We start from the raw sequence: 18708 nt of genomic DNA, 5'->3' as shown, positions 1-18708 counted from the left end.
AGGTCTTTTTATTTAAATAATACACAGATAATCTATAAAATGCTACAGATAAACTTTTTTTGATATACATTTGTAGCTTCAAAAAATGAAGTATGGCGAAGAATTTAGTGATAGTAGAGTCACCTGCTAAGGCAAAAACCATTGAAAAATTTCTAGGAAAAGATTTTAAAGTAGAATCTAGTTTTGGGCATATTGCCGATTTACCTTCCAAGGAATTAGGGGTAGATGTTGATGGTGATTTTAAACCAAAATACGAAGTTTCAAAAGATAAAAAAGCAGTTGTAAAAAAACTGAAAGACTTAGCTAAAAAAGCAGAAATGGTTTGGTTGGCAAGTGATGAAGACCGAGAGGGAGAGGCTATTGCATGGCATTTAGCAGAAACTTTAAAACTTGAAAAAGACAAAACAAAACGTATTGTTTTTCATGAAATTACAAAAGCAGCTATTTTAAAAGCAATAGAAAACCCTAGAGGTATTGACTACGATTTGGTAGATGCACAACAAGCACGACGTGTTCTAGATAGAATTGTTGGTTATGAACTATCTCCAGTACTTTGGAGAAAAGTAAAAGGTGGTTTATCTGCGGGTCGAGTACAATCTGTTTCTGTAAGGCTAATTGTTGAAAAGGAAAGGGATATTCAAGATTTTACGCCAATAGGCTCTTACAGAATTGACGCAGAATTCTCAAATGAAGACGGGCAAACGTTTAAAGCCAAACTTCCAAAGAATTTTTCAACTAAAGCAGAAGCTCAAAAATTCTTAGAACAAAATGCTTCAGCAGATTTTAAAGTTTCAGATTTAACAAAGAAACCTGCAAAAAAATCGCCTGCTGCACCATTTACAACGTCAACGTTACAACAAGAAGCATCGCGTAAATTATATTTTTCAGTAAGTAAAACCATGACTATGGCACAACGCCTTTATGAGGCTGGTTTAATTACTTATATGAGAACAGATAGTGTCAACTTATCTGATGAAGCTAAAAAAGGAGCAGAGGCAGAAATTAAAAATGCTTATGGTGATAAATATAGTAAATCAAGAAACTATAAAGGCAAAGCTAAAGGAGCTCAAGAAGCACATGAGGCTATTCGCCCAACAAATTTCGCCACACATTCTGTAGCTATTGATAGAGATCAAGCGCGCTTGTACGATTTAATCTGGAAACGAGCTATTGCATCGCAAATGAGCGAAGCAGAATTAGAGCGTACTAATGTAAAAATTAGTGCTTCAACACATAAGGAAACGTTTACTGCAAATGGAGAAGTTATCACTTTTGACGGGTTTTTAAAAGTATACCTTGAAGGTACAGATGATGAAAATGTTGAGCAAGATGGTATGCTACCAGCAATGAAAACGAATGAAAATTTACTTAACAACTATATTACAGCTACCGAGCGTTACACGCGTCCGCCAGCAAGATATACTGAGGCTTCTTTAGTTAAGAAGTTAGAAGAATTGGGTATTGGTCGTCCGTCAACTTATGCGCCAACTATTTCAACTATTCAAAACAGAAATTATGTTGAGAAAGGTACCGTAGAAGGTGAAGAGCGTAATTATTCGCAATTGACATTGCAACTAGGTGCTGTAAAAGATAAAACCTTAAGTGAAAAAGTAGGTTCAGATAAAGGAAAATTAGTTCCTACCGATATTGGAATGATTGTAACCGATTTTTTAGTAAATCATTTTGAGCAAATTTTAGATTATAATTTCACTGCGAAAGTAGAGGCTGATTTTGATGATATAGCCGAAGGCAATGAAAATTGGACTAAAATGATGAAAGATTTTTATAAAGGCTTTCATCCGGTCGTTGAAGATGTAAAAGAAAATGCTGATAGAGAATCTGGTGAGCGTATTTTAGGAGAAGATCCTAAAACTGGTAGACGAGTAAGTGTGCGCTTAGGTAAGTTTGGACCAATGGTACAAATAGGTACTGTTGATGATGAGGAGAAACCACAATTTGCTAGTTTAAGCCCAGATCAACAATTAAATTCAATTACCTATGAAGAAGCCATGGATTTATTCCAACTTCCTAAAAATTTAGGTAATTATGAAGGTGAGGAAATATTGGTAAATAATGGGCGTTTTGGACCTTATGTGAAATTTGGAGATGCCTTTGTATCACTTCCAAGAGGAACAGACCCTTTAAGTGTAGAGTTAGATGATGCTATTGTTTTAATAAAAGAAAAACAAAAAGCAGACGCGCCAATATATATGTATAAAGATTTGCCAGTGCAAAAAGGTAAAGGGCGTTTTGGACCATTTATTAAATGGAACAATATGTTTATTAATGTAAATAAGAAATACGATTGGGATAACTTATCAGATGAAGATATTGTTGAATTGATTGAAGTCAAAATCCAAAAGGAGATTGACAAGGTAATTCATAATTGGGAAGATGAAGGTATTCGTGTTGAAAAAGCACGTTGGGGAAGGCATAATGTTTTAAAAGGAAAAATAAAAGTTGAGCTTGCTAAAACCGTTGATGTTTCTGAAATGACTTTAGAAGAAGCGAAAGCCATTATTGAAGCTAATACACCTAAGAAGAAAGCTACTAAAAGAAAAACCACCGCAAAAAAGAAAGCGCCAGCTAAGAAGAAATAATAATACATGAACTTTAATTTTTTATCACCAGTTTCAGATTCGGTTTTAGCACATAACGAGCTATTATCTGCTCAAGCACTAGGTAGAAAACTAAAAATTCACTCCGCTCAACATGGTATTCCAGATTTAGAGGGTGTTAATATTGCTATTCTTGGCGTTTTAGAAAACAGAAATGATATCAATTATATTGGTGAAGAATTTCAACTTAATGAAATAAGAAAATCCTTTTACGGTCTTTTTCCTGGTAGTTGGAATATCCAAGTAGCAGATTTAGGTGATATTAATAAAGGAGAAAGTATTGAAGATACTTATTTTGCTTTACGAGAAGTTATAGTCATATTGGTTAAGAAAAATATTATTCCGTTAATTCTAGGGGGTTCACAAGATTTAACATATGCTAATTATAGAGCTTATGATGATTTAGTTCCTATGGTTAATATTGTAAATGTTGATGCTCAGTTTAATCTTGGAGATTCTACAAAACCAATAAAAAATAATAGTTTTGTAGGGAAAATTATTTTAGATCAGCCATATAATCTTTTCAATTATGCCGCTATTGGTTATCAAACCTATTTTAATTCGCAAGAAGAAATAGATTTGATGGATAATTTATATTTTGAGTCTTATCGATTAGGAGAAGTTTCAAATGACGTTACAATGGTTGAGCCTGTTTTAAGAGACGCCAATATTGTAAGTATAGATTTAACATCTGTAAAAGGAGGAGAGGTAAGTTTGAGGCAAAAGTACTCACCCAATGGTTTAGATGGAAAAGAGATTTGCGCTATTGCTCGTTATGCTGGTATAAGTAATAAAGTGTCATCATTTGGAATATATGAATATAAACCATCAAAGGATGACGCTCTTACATCTATGTTAGTTGCCCAAATATTGTGGTACTTTATTGAAGGCGTTAACTATAGAGTAAAGGATGACGATTTTTCAGATGATAGAAACTATCAAAAATATATTACGTTGGTAGAGTCAGAGGAATTGATATTTTATAAAAGTAATAAAACAGGAAGATGGTGGATTGAAATTCCTTTTTTATCAGAAGTCAATAATAAATTGAAAAGACATACGTTATTACCATGCATGCATAAAGATTATTTAGATGCCTGCAATAATAAGTTGCCAGATCGCTGGTATAAAGCGCTACAAAAGAATAGTGTGTAAAATGTCAAGTTTAGCTGAACTACCATTTTTATCGTTGAAATGCTGTTTTTTTACGATGAAATGTTATTTTTTTAGATAAAAAGTTGTTTTATTAAAAATATATAAATATGTTTACGCTCTCAAAAATGAAGCTTAAAATAATTAACCTCAAGTTTTCTATGGATATTAAGAAGTTTATATTATTAACCACTGTATTTGCAATGCTTGCAAGTTGCGGCTCTAAAGATAGAGGCGAACTAGTAGGTGTACAAGGAAAAAAATGGCATCCAGAAAAGCCTTATGGTATGGAACTTATTCCGGGCGGAGCATTTATAATGGGTAAAGCAGATGATGATCTTGCTGGTGTAAATGATGCACCATCAAAAACAGTTACTGTTAGAGCCATTTATATGGATGCAACTGAAATAACAAATAGCGAATACCGTCAATTTGTTAATTGGGTAAGAGACTCAATTGTAAGAATGAAATTGGCAGTACTAGCTGATGAGGTTGGACTAACCCCTGCAGATGAGGGTACTATTGGTGAATATGCTTTTAGTGATGCTGACCCTGAAAACATGACAGTTTACGAAAAATACATGTATGATAACTATACAGGTTTAGGACCAACAGGTTACGAAGGAAGAAAAATCAATAAAGATGTTGATTTAATATATGATACTTCAGAATACTTGGATGAATACTATGCCGAGGTTATGGATACGATGTATTTACCTTTAGAAGAGTCTTATAACGGACAACGTACTTGGGATGTTACGAAATTTAAATTTCAATACAGCCATATGGATATTCAAGAGGCAGCAAGAAGTAGAGGTGTAAAACGTAAAGATGTTATTATTAAAGAAGAATTAGAAATCTACCCAGACACTACAGTTTGGATTAGAGATTTTGCATATTCTTATAACGAACCTATGCATAATGATTACTTCTGGCACGATGCTTATAGCGATTATCCAGTTGTAGGTGTTACTTGGAAACAAGCCAAAGCATTTTGTGAGTGGAGAACAATCAACAAAAACTCTTACCAAAAAGCAAAAAAAGGAGCTCAAATGGTAAATACGTTTAGATTACCATCAGAAGCGGAGTGGGAGTATTCTGCTAGAGGTGGTTTGCAGGCAGCAACTTACCCATGGGGTGGACCTTATACTAAAAGTGATAGAGGGTGCTTTATGGCAAACTTTAAGCCAGTAAGAGGTGATTATGCAGCAGATCAGGCTTTATATACTGTTGAAGCTAAATCTTATGACCCGAATGATTATAATTTATATAACATGGCTGGTAATGTGTCAGAATGGGTGAATGCATCTTATGATCCTTCATCTTATGAATATACATCAAGTATTAACCCAAGTGTTAATGATTCAGACAATAAACGAAAAATAGTAAGAGGAGGCTCATGGAAAGATGTAGCTTACTTTTTACAAGTGAGTTCTAGAGATTACGAATATGCAGATTCTGCAAGGAGTTATATAGGATTCAGAACCGTGCAAGATTATATGGGGACACAAGTAACAAGCAGCGGTAAGAAATAATTTTTAATCCAAATCAATAATAAACACTATTAATTAACCTACTTAAGTAAAAAAGAAAACCTACTTAAATTAAAAACCGAAAATTATGGCAAAGTCAAAAGCAAACAAAAAATTCATGAATATGGCCTATGGCCTAGGAGCAGCAATTGTAATCGTTGGTGCATTATTCAAAATTATTCACTTTGAAATTGGACCTTTAACAGGTAACGTAATGTTAACTATTGGTCTTGTAACAGAGGCAATTATATTTGCATTATCAGCGTTTGAACCTGTTGATGATGATTTAGATTGGTCTTTAGTATATCCAGAATTAGCTGGAGGACAATCAATCAGCAAAGATGGAAAAGAAGATGTACAAGGTATGTTATCTCAAAAATTAGATAACTTATTAAAAGAAGCTAAGATTGATGGCGAATTAATCGAAAGTTTAGGAGAAAGCATCAGAGGTTTCGAAGGTGCTGCTAAAAACATGTCATCTACAGTTGATTCTGTTGAAGCATCTAAAAAATATGGTGAGGAATTATCATTAGCTGCTGCTCAAATGGAATCTTTAAACAGTTTATACAAGGTACAGTTAGATAACGCAACTAAGCAACAAGCAGTTAATGAAGAATCTGTTGAGAATGCTGCGAAATTAAAAGAACAAATGCAATCTTTAGCGTCTAACTTATCATCATTAAATGGTGTGTATGGTGGAATGTTATCTGCAATGAATAAATAATTAGGGGGTAATCCCAAATTCAATATTAACCAAAAACCTAATTATAAATGGCAGGAGGAAATTTATCACCAAGACAAAAGATGATTAATCTGATGTATTTAATATTTATAGCAATGCTAGCTTTAAATATGTCAAAAGAAGTGCTATCGGCCTTCGGATTAATGAACGAAAAGCTTACGGAATCTAATGAAGCAACTGAAGCTAGAAATGCTAGTTTTGTTGCAAGTTTAGAAGTGAAAGCTGAAGATCAACCAGAAAAATACAAGCCTTTAAAAGCTAAAGCAGATCAAATTGATAAACTAGCGCATAATTTTGATGCTTATTTAACAGATTTAAAAGGTAAAATGACTGCTAAAATCGATGATCCTACAGATTATGAGATTATGGATAAAGGCGATTATCTTGACGAACATTTCTTTAAAGGAGACAAGATTAAAGAAGATGGTCAAGAATTTTTAAAGCAAATGAAAACCTTTAGAGAAGGAGTATCTAAAATACTTGCTGACGAAAAAGGAATGGAATCTGTAATTAAAGACCTTGATAAGAGATTTAACACTGATCCTATTAAAGTTACTGGAGAAGTTAAGCCAAAAGATTGGTTAGATTATCACTACAAAGGATTTCCTTTAGTAGCCTCTTTAACTAAAATGACTCAACTTCAGTCAGATATTAAGACTACTGAATCTGAAGTATTGTCAAGTATGTTAGGAAATGCACTTGGTAATGAAGTGTCTATGACTAATTATACAACCTTAATGGAAACATCTAAATCTGCTTACTTTAATGGTGAGAAATTTGATGGACAAATTGTATTAGGTCGTAAAGATGCATCAACAAAACCAAGTAGAGTTGAGTTAACACTAGATGGTAGAAAGCTTACCGAAAAGCAATATGCTATTGAAGATGGTAAAGTAAAATTATTAATAGGTACTGGTGGTGTTGGAGAACATAAAATTGAGGGTAAATTAATCTTTGCTCAAGATGGTGAGGAAATTGAAGTACCTGTAAAATCATCATTTGCTACGGTTGCAAAACCAAATGCAGCAACAATTTCTGCTGATAAAATGAATGTAGTTTATAGAGGTGTTAAAAACCCAATGACTATTTCATTTGCTGGTGTTCCAGATAATAAAGTAACTGCTAGTGCTCAAGGTTTATCTAGATCAGGAGGAAGCAGATATGTTATGGATGCTACAAGAATACAAGGTAGAGAAGTAACTATTAACGTAACTGGTACATTACCAGATGGAGGTAAAGTAAGTGATAATGCTAAATTTAGAATTAAAGATTTGCCAAAACCAACAGGAACAATAAGAGGAGAAGATGGTGCAATAAAAATGCAACGTAATAGCCTTAAAATTTCTACTGTTGGAGCTAAATTTGATGATTTCGATTTTGAATTACCATTACGTGTCTCTGGATTTAAATTTAAAGTTCCAGGACAACCAACAATAAATGTTAAAGGAAACAAGTTAGATAGTAGAGCTCAAAAAGCTTTAGCAAAAGCTAAACGTGGATCTGGAGTTCAAATATTTGATATTGAAGCAAAAGCGAGTGGTGTAAGTGTAATACTTAAAAAAGTATCACCTGTTTTTGTAGAGCTTACAAATTAAAATAAATTATTAGAGATAGTCTTAACTTAAGGCTATCTCTAATAATTAGAATGTAAAATAAAATTAAGATGAACGTAAAAAGTTTTTTATTAACCGTTGCTACTGTTTTTACAGTATCAAGTCTATTTGCTCAAGCGAATATACTTAATGCTAAAAGTCCTGATGAAATAGGTGTAAGAACTGAGGCTCAAAAGGCAGTTGACAATGATAAGCCTTTAGAATATGGCTATGTAGACGATAGAGATATTCTGTTTTCTAAAATGGTTTGGGAAAAAGTTGTGCTTGATGAGCGTGCTAATTTTCCGCTTTACTATCCAATTGATACAAACAATATTGGTAGTGATAGAAGATCATTATATGATGTACTTATGAAGAACATTAAAAACGGAAAAATCAAAAATATTTATGATGATTCTTATTTTACTACTAAACGTACTTTGAAAGATATTGAGTCTGCTTTAAAAATGGTTGATACTACAGAATTAGGTATTGAACAAATAAATGCAGGTGAAGAATTATCTGCTGAGTATATTAATCAAAGAGATATTACTGCTGCAGATATTCAAGAGTACCACATAAAAGGTCTTTGGTATTTTGATAAACGCCAAGCAGAAATGAAATACAGATTGTTAGGAATTGCTCCTGTAGCTCCAGATGTTAACTTTATTGATGACTCTGAACCTGATTTAGTGCCTTTGTTTTGGATATTCTTCCCAGATGCTAGAGAGGTGCTACACGAAGCAAAATCTTTTAACAATTCAAATAGTTCTATGCCGTTTTCTTTTGATCACGTGTTGAATGCAAGACGTTTTCAAGGCTACATTTTTAGAGAAGAAAATGTACAAGGAGATAGAGCTATATCAGAATATGTGTCTCAAAATGCTTTAATGCAATTGCTTGAATCTGAAAGAATCAAGGATAAGATTAGAGATTTTGAATTAGACATGTGGACATATTAAGCCATAATAATCTATAATTAAATTAAACGCTCACTTTTTAAGTGGGCGTTTTTTTTTGTTTAAACAGCGAAAGATTTTTGGTTGAATGCAGTCGAAAACCTATTAAATAATATAATGTAACTATCTTCGCAAGTAATTATGCAAGTAGATTATATTATAGTTGGTGTTGGAATTGCAGGAGTTAGTTTTTGCGAGCAATTAAGAGAATCTGGTAAAACCTTTATAGTGTTTGATGATGCCTCTCAGCAATCATCAACAGTAGCTGGTGGTTTGTATAATCCTGTGGTGTTAAAACGTTTTACATCCGTTTGGAGAAGTACAGAGCAAATAGAAATGGCACTGCCTGTTTATACAAATATTGAAAATAGGCTAAAGGTAAAGCTAGATTATAAAATTCCGGTTTATAGAAAATTTGCTTCTCTTGAAGAGCAAAATGATTGGTTTGCAGCCTCAGATAAGCCTTTGCTTTCAAGATACCTTTCTACTGAAATTAAAAAGAATGATAATGATGGCATTGACGCTCCTTTTGGTTTTGGTGAGGTTTTAGAAACGGGTAGAATTGATGTAAAAACTATGATTGAAGCTTATAAGTCAGACTTATTAAAAGTTAACTTATTATTTGAATCTCAGTTTGCTTATAATGATTTACAATTACAAGACAGCACTGTTATTTATCAAAATATAAATGCAAAGTATATTGTTTTTGCTGAAGGTTCTGGTATAAAGTATAATCCATACTTTAATACGTTGCCATTGAACCCTGCAAAAGGCGAGTTACTTACTATATATGCGCCAGATTTAAAAATTGATTATGTTTTAAAAGCTGGAGTATTTTTGATTCCGCTTGGTGATGATTTGTATATTGTTGGAGCAACATATGAATGGAAGGATTTAAGTCATAATGTTACAGATAAAGCTAAGGATGAACTTTTAGGCAAGCTTGTAAAGCTTATTAATTGTCCATTTAAAGTTGTAAATCAAGTAACTGGTATAAGACCAACGGTAAAAGATAGAAGGCCTTTGGTGGGAGAACATCATGACTATAAGAATGTATTTGTGTTAAACGGATTAGGAACTCGTGGTGTTATGATTGGTCCGTATGTTGCTAAGCAACTCTATAATTTCATTGAAAACAACGAGTTTCTTGATAAAGAAATTGATATTAATCGATTTTACTAGAAAGTTGAGATGAACTTACGTTAGGGATTGCAACATAAACCCTGGCCTTTTTTGGTTAACGCCCAAAACTTATTTTTTTGCCAAAGTTTTATCATAACTCATAAAAAAGTTAATCCAAATGTTTCTTGAAAGCCTTAAAATTATGGGTAAGCATATTATTAAAGTTGCTACTATAGCAATAAATACAGTTGCTAAACTTGCCTTAAATATGAAAAAGGAAATGACGAATGCTGCAGTGGCAAATGCAATACCCACAGGGTAGCTTACATACATGGAACCATAGAAAAATGATGGCTCGATTTTGTATTTGGTATTACAGTTAGAGCATTTTTCATTCATACTTAATGCCTCCGAGAGTACATAGGGATTTTTGTTTTTAAACATGGATTCTTCATGACATTTGGGACATGTACCCAAAAAAATACTATATAATTTTGTTCCTTTTTTAAACATATAATTTAATGTACTTTTGCATCCGCAATTACAGCGCAAAAGTACCAATTTAATAATATTGCATTGTGATAAAAGTTACATTTCTATGATGAACATTCATAATTTATCGATTTCATTTCAAGGAGAATACCTATTTGAAGACATAACCTTCAAATTAGGTAATGGTGATAGAATCGGGCTTATTGGAAAGAATGGAGCGGGTAAATCGACTATGCTTAAAATTTTATCGAAAGAAATGGAACCTGATACGGGTCAAATTGCAGCAGATAAAGAACTTAAAATTGGATTTTTAAAACAGGATATTGATTTTATTTTTGGCAGAACCGTTTTAGAAGAATCTTACGAAGCCTTTGTTGAAATTAAAGAATTAGAGACTAAAATGGAGGCCGTTAATACTCAAATGGCAGAACGTACGGATTATGAAAGTGAAAGTTATAATCAACTAATGATTGATATAAATGAACTTCAGCATCAATATGAAATTCAAGGCGGCTATAACTATCAAGGTGATACAGAAAAAATACTTCAAGGCTTAGGTTTTAAACGAGAAGATTTTGATAAGCTCACAGATACCTTTTCTGGTGGCTGGCGTATGCGTATTGAGTTGGCTAAATTATTGCTGCAAAACAACGATATTTTACTTTTAGATGAGCCTACTAACCACTTGGATATTGAATCTATTATTTGGTTGGAAAGTTTTTTGAGAAATTATACTGGTGCAGTTGCTATTGTATCCCATGATAAAATGTTTTTAGATAACGTAACTAATAGAACTATTGAAATTTCTCTTGGACGTATTTATGATTATCCTAAACCATATACAAAATATTTAGTGCTACGTGAAGAATTAAGAACGCAGCAATTGGCATCTCAAAAAAATCAACAAAAGCAAATTGAGCAGACCGAAAAATTAATTGAAAAGTTTCGTGCTAAGGCATCAAAAGCTACCATGGCTCAATCACTTATTAAAAAACTTGATAAGATTGATAGAATTGAAGTTGATGAAGATGATAACAGTGTAATGACTCTTAATTTTCCAGTTTCTATAACACCAGGTAAAGTTGTGGTTGAGGCTGAAAAAGTGTCAAAAAATTATGGTGATAATCAAGTTTTAAAAGATATTAATTTACTTATAGAGCGAGATAGTAAAACTGCATTTGTAGGACAAAACGGGCAAGGAAAATCAACATTGGCAAAAATTATAGTCGGTGATATAAAATACAATGGTCATTTAAAATTGGGACACAATGTAAAGATTGGTTATTTCGCGCAAAATCAAGCGGAATATCTTGACGGTAATAAAACCGTTTTAGATACCATGATTGATGCAGCTAATGAAACTAATAGAAGTAAAGTTAGAGATATTTTAGGGTCTTTTTTATTTAGAGGTGATGAGGTTGAAAAATACGTACGTGTTTTATCTGGAGGTGAGCGAAATCGATTAGCATTAGCTAAATTAATGTTGCAACCTTTTAACGTGCTTATTATGGATGAGCCAACGAACCACTTGGATATTAAATCTAAGAATGTTTTGAAAGAAGCATTAAAACGTTTTGAGGGCACATTAATTCTTGTTTCACATGATCGTGATTTTCTCCAAGGTTTAACTAATCTTGTTTATGAATTTAAAGATCATAAACTAAAGGAGTATTTAGGTGATATTGATTATTACTTAGATCAACGTAAAGTTGAAAATTTGCGTGAAGTAGAAAAACGTACTGTTGTTAAAGACGCTCCAAAAGTTAAGAAACAACAGTCTTATGAAGACCAGAAAAAAATAAAATCATTAAATAACAAGTTGAGTAATGTGGAATCTAAAATTAATCAGCTTGAAAGTGATATTAAAAAGATTGATTTAGAACTTGAGATTAATTATGAAGAGGCAACATCTAAACCAAATTTCTTCGATAATTATCAGAAAATGAAAACAGATTTGCAAGGTTTAATGAGTAAATGGGAGGTCATTCAACTAGAAATAGAGCAGTTTGTCGATTAAAAAATGTTAAAATTTAATGTATTTCATCGATAAAAATAGTTTTTAATCTGATTTCGGCTTATATTCGTGCAAGAATTAATCCCAAATTTGACCAAAAATGAAGTCTTTAAAATTATTAGCCATTTGTTTCTTAGTTACGGCGTATGCCTTTGCTAATGTTTCTTCTTCTGATAAAGATGCTTTAATCACCTTATATAATGCAACCAATGGTGCAGAATGGAATTCCTCATGGGATTTAAATACATCTGTTGATAAATGGTATGGTGTTAAAATTGAAAACGATAGAGTAATAGAAATAAATTTACAATTTAATAACTTAAATGGAGAGCTACCTCAAGAAATTGGTAGTCTTTCGAGTTTAAAAGTTTTAAACTTAGGATTTAATAAATTACAGGGCAAACTCCCTATATCTTTAAGTAACTTAAAAGAACTGAAATCACTTGAATTATTTATGAATAGATTTGAAGGAAATATTCCTTCAGAGTTAGGTGAGTTAAAAAACCTTGAATCTTTAAAATTATACAGTAATCAGTTTACTGGAGAAATACCTAGTTCATTAATGAGTTTAACCAATTTAAAAGAACTTTTGTTAGGAAGTAACTTTTTAACTGGTCAAATTCCAAATGAAATTTATGCTTTATCAAAATTACAAAAGTTAAGTTTGATGGATAATAAAATGGATGGTGAGATTCCTGCAGAAATAGCCCAATTGAAAGATTTAGAAGAATTGTTGTTGTCAACAAATAAATTCACAGGAGATTTACCAAAAGAGTTTATGAATTTAACAAAGTTAAATACTATGATGGTAAGTGATAATAATTTAAATCAAGAGTATATTAGTGTTTCTGGTAAAAACCCACCAACGTTAATGCTTTTAGAATTACAAAATGCAACAGCAACTATGGATATTGAAAAAGAGTAAATAAAGTTTTTATAAAACTAGTTAATGAAGAAGCCATCATATTTATGATGGTTTTTTTAATTTTATAGTAAGGTAGAGCATTATTTTACATGTCCATATTGTTGGGAAACGATTTCTATGTTACTGGATAATTCAATTTACAATCAATCTTATATTGAAGATTGCGAAGTGTGTTGTAACCCTATTCAAGTAATAGTTCAAATTGTAAATTTAGAATTAACAGTGTTTCAGGTAAATAACATTTAGCAATAATATTTTGTAAATTTATGCTTGTTGAAACATAAAAAACAACGTATATTTGCAGTCCTAAATAATTTGGTCGGCATTATGAACCGAAAGTTAAAAGCTAAGTAAATTATTATAAGATTAAATCGCGGGATAGAGCAGTAGGTAGCTCGTCGGGCTCATAACCCGAAGGTCACTGGTTCGAGTCCAGTTCCCGCTACTAGTAAAACCAAGCCTTTCAAGAAATTGAAAGGCTTTTTTATTTCACATAATACAGAATAAGTACAGAATTTAGCTGTTTATCTTCTGCTAAATAGTATTTGATTTAGTTTGATTTCATTTAGTATATGAAATAAAATTTAAACTATATTTTTCTATGAAAATTGAAGAATTGCGAATTAATATTAAAAATACCTTACAATTTTTCTAATTCGCTTCTATACTTTTTTAACTTTAGTCAAAAATTTAATTCTTTTCATTTGCAATTTCTACAAGACTTATTAAATAACAAAGAGCCAGATAATTGGTGGAAGGAGTATAAGGATTTTTGTAAGGATATTAGTAAAGTTGATAGAAGCCTATTTATTGAAGCATTACCGGCTTTATTAAAAAAGTTAGAAAATAATTACGCTCATAGAGATCTTAGAATAGCCTTAGAGAATGAATCAAAAAGTAACGCCTCTTTTGGTAAGGAAATTTATTCTAAGATTTTGGAAGCTCAGAATCCATATTTGTATGATTCTCTAACAGATATTATCTCTGGCTTATATAAATCGGACCAAAAGTTTGCAATTACTAAAATCAAAAGCTTAATGAGCAATGCTGAGATAAGTTTAAGCAGAATTGGCATACAATCTATAGCCAAGATAGATTTGTTAGATAAAGCAACACCAAAAACCTTTATCAGTTGGATTGAGAAACAATTTAATGATATTGCAAATACTGAAGCATTAGCCGAGTCTTGGCCATCAATTTTCTTTGCTGTTAGAATTAAAAGAAAGGTTTTAAAAAATGCTGATGCTATTATAGATAAACTGTCTAGTGTAAAAACTATCGGCATTCAACTAGAACTCATTTACTTTTTAGACCATAATCTAAATTTAGAAAAGGAAATGAAACTATTTGAAAAATATCTTCCATTATTACTTCACATAGACCTTGAACATGCAGGTGCTTATAATCACTTGGCATATCGCTTAGAAAATGTAGCCAAAACAAATTTAAGCATAGTAGTTGGTTTTATTACGGATTGGATAGATATGAGTCTTGAAAATGCAAGAAAAATAGAATACTTCAGTCATTTAATAAATACACTTTGCGATGATTTTTATCCTGATTTTCAAAAGCTCTACACCAACTGGTTAAATAAAGACAATCCTAATTTTCATATTGCCATTTTCGAAATGAATGGTGCTAGATATATGAGAAATCTTTTAGGGTTAACACTTTCTGAAGATGTGTTAAAAGATCTTTCTGATTATGATATCGAATTTATAACCTATAAAATTTTGGCTTTCGTCTATGATAAAGACACTTCATTATCATTAGTATATTCAATACTAGAACAAAAAGTAGATAATAAAGAGGTGGTTCCTTTTTTGGCAGATTTGTTTATTGACCATTTTATATTTAATTATTATTCTACAATAGAATTTTTAAACCTAAAAAAGAAAACCGCCAGCAGAAAACTTAAAAAAATAATTAAAGATATTATTGAGGAAGGCGAAAATAAATATAAAGCTTATTCAGACCTAAAGGTTCTGAAAGAATTTGCACCATCTGAGGGACGACTAATGCATTACGACAAAATCCAGAATAAAAAATTCAGGAAGATGTATAAGGAAACTGAAGATAATAGTTCACCGCTACGTGGTTTATTTAAGAATCTTCATTACAGAGCTGGAGCATCTTCATTTACAAAGTACAATGGGGAATATACCGAAAGGATGACACCAGGAGTTGTTTCGCATAAAGGGGAAATGCCAAGAGGCGAATTCATAGACCCTATTGGTCAAAAAAAGGAAAGATTATTATGGCAAAATTTTAAAAGACGACAATGAGGTTTTTACTCAGCGAATATATAAAACTATTAAAGGAGGATAAGGAGTTAGACACCTTATTGACTGATCTTTTAGTTGGAATGAAATTTACAACCATTTCAAGACCAATGAGAGGTCGGCAATTTGGTGTGGATATTTCAGCTGTGGGTATAGATTCAGATGATGGAATAAAAAAAGTGTTTTTGTTTGCAGTAAAGCAAGGTAATCTAACCCGAACAACTTGGGATGGAGATGTAAACGCAATCCGTTCTACATTGAATCAAATAAAAGATACTTATATAACCACATCACTTACAACTCGCTTAAAAAAGTTACCTATTAAAATAATTGTATGCACAAATGGAGTCATTAATCAAAATGTATTAATTGATTGGACGCAATATGTAGATTTAAATACTACGGATAAAGTTGAATATGATTTTTGGGGAACAGGAGAAATAAGCGCAATGCTTGACGATTATTTGGTAAAGGAAAAATTATTTCCACAGGAGTATCAGTCCTTATTAAGAAAATCCTTAGTGTTTTTAGAATTACCTGATTATAATTTACAACATTTTTATGTGCTGATTGGTCAAATTTTAGAGAAACAATCGAAGCAGAAGAGACAGATATTGAAAAAACTTAGACTCGTTAGGTTGTGTTTAAATATAATTTACAAATGGTCTCAGGATAACGAAAACTTAAAACCGTCAATTTTTGCAAGCGAGAGAAGTTTAATACTCGTTTGGCAATTTATTCAGCAAGGCGGACATATGGAAAAGACTTTTGTGAGACAAGAGTTTTATAAAATTCATCTTCTACGAAGAATAATCGGAGTGAATTACTTTAACAAAGCTGCGATGCATTATAGAACTGAGCATAGCCTCTATAAATACAGTAGAAATAGTTTAGAATATAGTCTTAATGTTTGGGAAGAAATCGGAATAATAGCGACCATTGGATTAAGTGAAATACAAGAATATAGAATTCATTATCGCGAGGACCGTAAGGAAGAAGCTCAAAAATATTATAATAGTGCGCTCTCAATTAGTAATGCACTATGTTTATTTATAGAGAATAATCCACCTTCAAAATATCCAGAATACGATTCGCATAGTGTGGAGATAGCACTAGCACTTAACTTATTATATTTTACTCGAAATTTTGATCCAGCAAAAAAATGGATAACATCCATCACTATGGGTTTTGATGACAGATATAGGATAGAAAAATTCTTTCCATTATTTAGAAAAAATTATGACAAGCTTGTAGATATCCATAATGGAGATGAAGACTGTGAAATTGAATCTTCTATGATAGTACCTATTTTGGCAGAGTATGCTTTAATTTTAAATCAAGAAGACTTATATCAGTTTATTCGTAAGATAATTAACGACCTTTTTGCTGATTTGAATTTGCAAATCTGGTTTCCACTTGAAGAAATGGAAGATAAAATTTGCGTTCAAGATTATAGTCATGAGGAAGGAACCCTAAAACATTCTTTGACCCTTTATGAAGATGCTGAAGAATACAAAAAAGAAATGGTATCAGAAATGGAACTCTTTGGATTAGAAAAGGATTTTAAAATTTTTAAGCACAGTTTCGATATTGTAGCACACGTTGCAAGCAGGCATTATAAAAGCCAACCTTTTCCTTTAACTTGGCGTGTTTTTATGAAGCAAGAAGTCTCAACAAAATAATAGAATAATGTCAAATCCAATAAAACAACATTATATACCACGTTCATATTTAAAGAACTTTGCAGTTGAAGGAAGAAAAAGAAATCACTTTGTGGATGTTTACAAAATGGATAATGATATGCTATTAGAGCAAATTAGCACTAAAGATATTTGTTTTGAAAAGAATATTTATACAATACCAGCTGAATCAGATGAAATAAAATATGCCTTAGAAAAACACTATGCTGAAAATGTTGATAGTGAGTTTCCAAAAGTATATAAGTTGCTTATTCACGAAAAGCTGCTGACGGTTACGCAAGAGCAAAAAATCCAAATACTTTATGTATGTCTATCATTATATTTCCGCACACCACGGATTCTAAATCATCAAAAAAGTTTTAATAACCAAATATTTGATACTGCTTCACATACAGTAAATAAAGAAGGTATTATTAAAATGAATTTGTATGGAGAAAAAATGGAATTTCATATAGATGATATTGAAGTAGTTAAAAAAGAATACAATGAACGTGCAAGAACAGCTTTTTTAGTAAATCATTTAGAACAATGGGGGAATTTTGTAAAGTTCAAATACGATTGTACAATAAATGTGATTAAAATTAATGACACCGATGCACCAATAATTACGTCTGATAATCCCGTTTCAATTAGACATTTTGAAACAAATAAATTTCAAGGTTTATATGATCCTAAAGCAGTTATTACATTACCCTTGGATCGTTCACATTATTTAGAGATACATCCTAATGACTATGCAGATGGTCAAACAAGAATTAATAGACTTACTCAAGACAGAGACTATGTGTTTACTACAAATGGAGTAACACAACAAAATGCTGAAAACTTATTAGTAGCATACAAAGGAGATATTGATAAGCATTTTGATATTCAAAACCATTATGAAAATCCAGAAAATGGAGAAGAATTTTTAAAAAAAGCTAAATACAGAGCAGAACAAGCTCTTGTTTTATTTGATATCCTAAAGAAAAAAGGGTTTGTTTCAAAAGAGTTTATAGGTAAACTTAAGGAACTTTTAGAGCATCCATTTTGTAAAGATGATATACAAATGTTGAAATATAAAAAAGTACTTTCTAAAATGGGAAAATGGTAATAACGCATAAACTCTAAACTTCTGTTAAACAAAACATGGTGTTGTTAAAATTTCGTAGCTTTGCAATCAGTATGAAACAAATATTCCATCAAATAATGTCTTTGGCAATGGCTTTTGTAGTGTTATTCTCTACAATGTCATTTACGCTTAATATGCATTATTGTGGAAATACTTTGGTTGAAACTGCTATGTTCAATAAAGCGGAAGGATGCGGAATGGAAATGGAAAAACCATCAGCTGAAGGTTGCTCTATTATAAAAAAGAACTGTTGTAATGATGAACAATTGGTAGTCGATGGTCAAGACGAACTGCAATTGCAAGTTGACAAAATTTCTTTTGAGCAACAAGTATTCATTGCTTCATTTGTTTACACATATATCAACCTTTTTGAAGGTTTAGATAATAATGTATCTTCTTTTGAAGAATACGAACCACCACTCGTCATAAGGCAACTCTACAAGATTGACGAGACCTATTTAATTTGA

At 31.7% G+C, this 18708-nt stretch carries 14 protein-coding genes, 1 tRNA gene and 1 pseudogene; 15 read left to right on the top strand and 1 reads right to left on the bottom strand.

The annotated features are described in order from the left end of the window. Positions 1-92: 92 nt before the first annotated feature. From topA to Q0870_RS08310, 7 genes are all read left to right on the top strand, one after another. Entirely contained in the window at positions 93-2600 is a 2508-nt protein-coding gene (gene topA, locus Q0870_RS08340) for a type I DNA topoisomerase (protein ID WP_298554401.1), read from the top strand. A gap of 6 nt (positions 2601-2606) precedes the next feature. Continuing rightward, entirely contained in the window at positions 2607-3773 is a 1167-nt protein-coding gene (locus Q0870_RS08335) for a formimidoylglutamase (RefSeq protein ID WP_298554398.1), read from the top strand. A gap of 158 nt (positions 3774-3931) precedes the next feature. Then, positions 3932-5305 carry a gliding motility lipoprotein GldK gene (gene gldK / locus Q0870_RS08330; RefSeq protein WP_298554622.1) on the top strand — a complete coding sequence of 458 codons (1374 nt, stop codon included), beginning with the start codon at positions 3932-3934 and terminating at the stop codon, positions 5303-5305. Between the two features lie 85 nt (positions 5306-5390). Then, entirely contained in the window at positions 5391-6026 is a 636-nt protein-coding gene (gene gldL / locus Q0870_RS08325; RefSeq protein ID WP_298554395.1) for a gliding motility protein GldL, read from the top strand. 47 nt (positions 6027-6073) lie between these two features. Then, entirely contained in the window at positions 6074-7639 is a 1566-nt protein-coding gene (gldM, locus tag Q0870_RS08320; RefSeq protein WP_298554392.1) for a gliding motility protein GldM, read from the top strand. Between the two features lie 68 nt (positions 7640-7707). Next, positions 7708-8598, top strand: coding sequence for a gliding motility protein GldN (gldN, locus tag Q0870_RS08315; RefSeq protein ID WP_298554389.1), 891 nt, complete (start codon positions 7708-7710; stop codon positions 8596-8598). 138 nt (positions 8599-8736) lie between these two features. Then, entirely contained in the window at positions 8737-9777 is a 1041-nt protein-coding gene (locus tag Q0870_RS08310) for an FAD-binding oxidoreductase (RefSeq protein ID WP_298554386.1), read from the top strand. A gap of 69 nt (positions 9778-9846) precedes the next feature. Here the strand turns inward: Q0870_RS08310 and Q0870_RS08305 are convergent, their stop codons facing one another. Beyond that, complete coding sequence (locus Q0870_RS08305; RefSeq protein ID WP_298554383.1) at positions 9847-10230, bottom strand: DUF983 domain-containing protein; 384 nt, start codon at positions 10228-10230, stop codon at positions 9847-9849. Between the two features lie 85 nt (positions 10231-10315). On the opposite strand from Q0870_RS08305, the gene Q0870_RS08300 reads away from it, so the two are divergent. The 8 genes and pseudogenes from Q0870_RS08300 (at position 10316) to Q0870_RS08265 (ending at position 18708) form a co-directional block, all read left to right on the top strand. Then, a complete protein-coding gene (locus tag Q0870_RS08300; protein WP_298554380.1) occupies positions 10316-12226 on the top strand; it encodes an ABC-F family ATP-binding cassette domain-containing protein in 1911 nt (636 codons plus the stop codon). A gap of 97 nt (positions 12227-12323) precedes the next feature. Beyond that, positions 12324-13148 (top strand): Two component regulator three Y domain protein, encoded by an 825-nt coding sequence (locus tag Q0870_RS08295; protein WP_298554377.1) that lies wholly within the window; start codon positions 12324-12326, stop codon positions 13146-13148. Between the two features lie 75 nt (positions 13149-13223). Further along, a pseudogene (locus tag Q0870_RS08290) lies at positions 13224-13394 on the top strand (CPXCG motif-containing cysteine-rich protein); the annotation flags it as partial. A gap of 126 nt (positions 13395-13520) precedes the next feature. After that, a tRNA-Met gene (locus tag Q0870_RS08285) sits at positions 13521-13593 on the top strand. 259 nt (positions 13594-13852) lie between these two features. After that, positions 13853-15433 (top strand): hypothetical protein, encoded by a 1581-nt coding sequence (locus Q0870_RS08280; RefSeq protein WP_298554375.1) that lies wholly within the window; start codon positions 13853-13855, stop codon positions 15431-15433. Then, positions 15430-17112 (top strand): hypothetical protein, encoded by a 1683-nt coding sequence (locus Q0870_RS08275; protein ID WP_298554373.1) that lies wholly within the window; start codon positions 15430-15432, stop codon positions 17110-17112. The genes Q0870_RS08280 and Q0870_RS08275 overlap by 4 nt, the downstream gene beginning before the upstream one ends. A gap of 7 nt (positions 17113-17119) precedes the next feature. Continuing rightward, complete coding sequence (locus Q0870_RS08270; protein WP_298554370.1) at positions 17120-18223, top strand: DUF4238 domain-containing protein; 1104 nt, start codon at positions 17120-17122, stop codon at positions 18221-18223. Positions 18224-18294: 71 nt separating this feature from the next. Further along, the gene (locus tag Q0870_RS08265) at positions 18295-18708 is read left to right on the top strand and encodes a hypothetical protein (protein WP_298554368.1); all 414 of its coding nucleotides are present in this window, start codon (positions 18295-18297) and stop codon (positions 18706-18708) included.

Source organism: uncultured Algibacter sp., from assembly GCF_947487575.1.
Lineage (GTDB): Bacteria > Bacteroidota > Bacteroidia > Flavobacteriales > Flavobacteriaceae > Algibacter_B.
The sequence above is the reverse complement of the archived record's forward strand: the minus strand, read 5'-3'. Positions and strand labels throughout refer to the sequence as shown.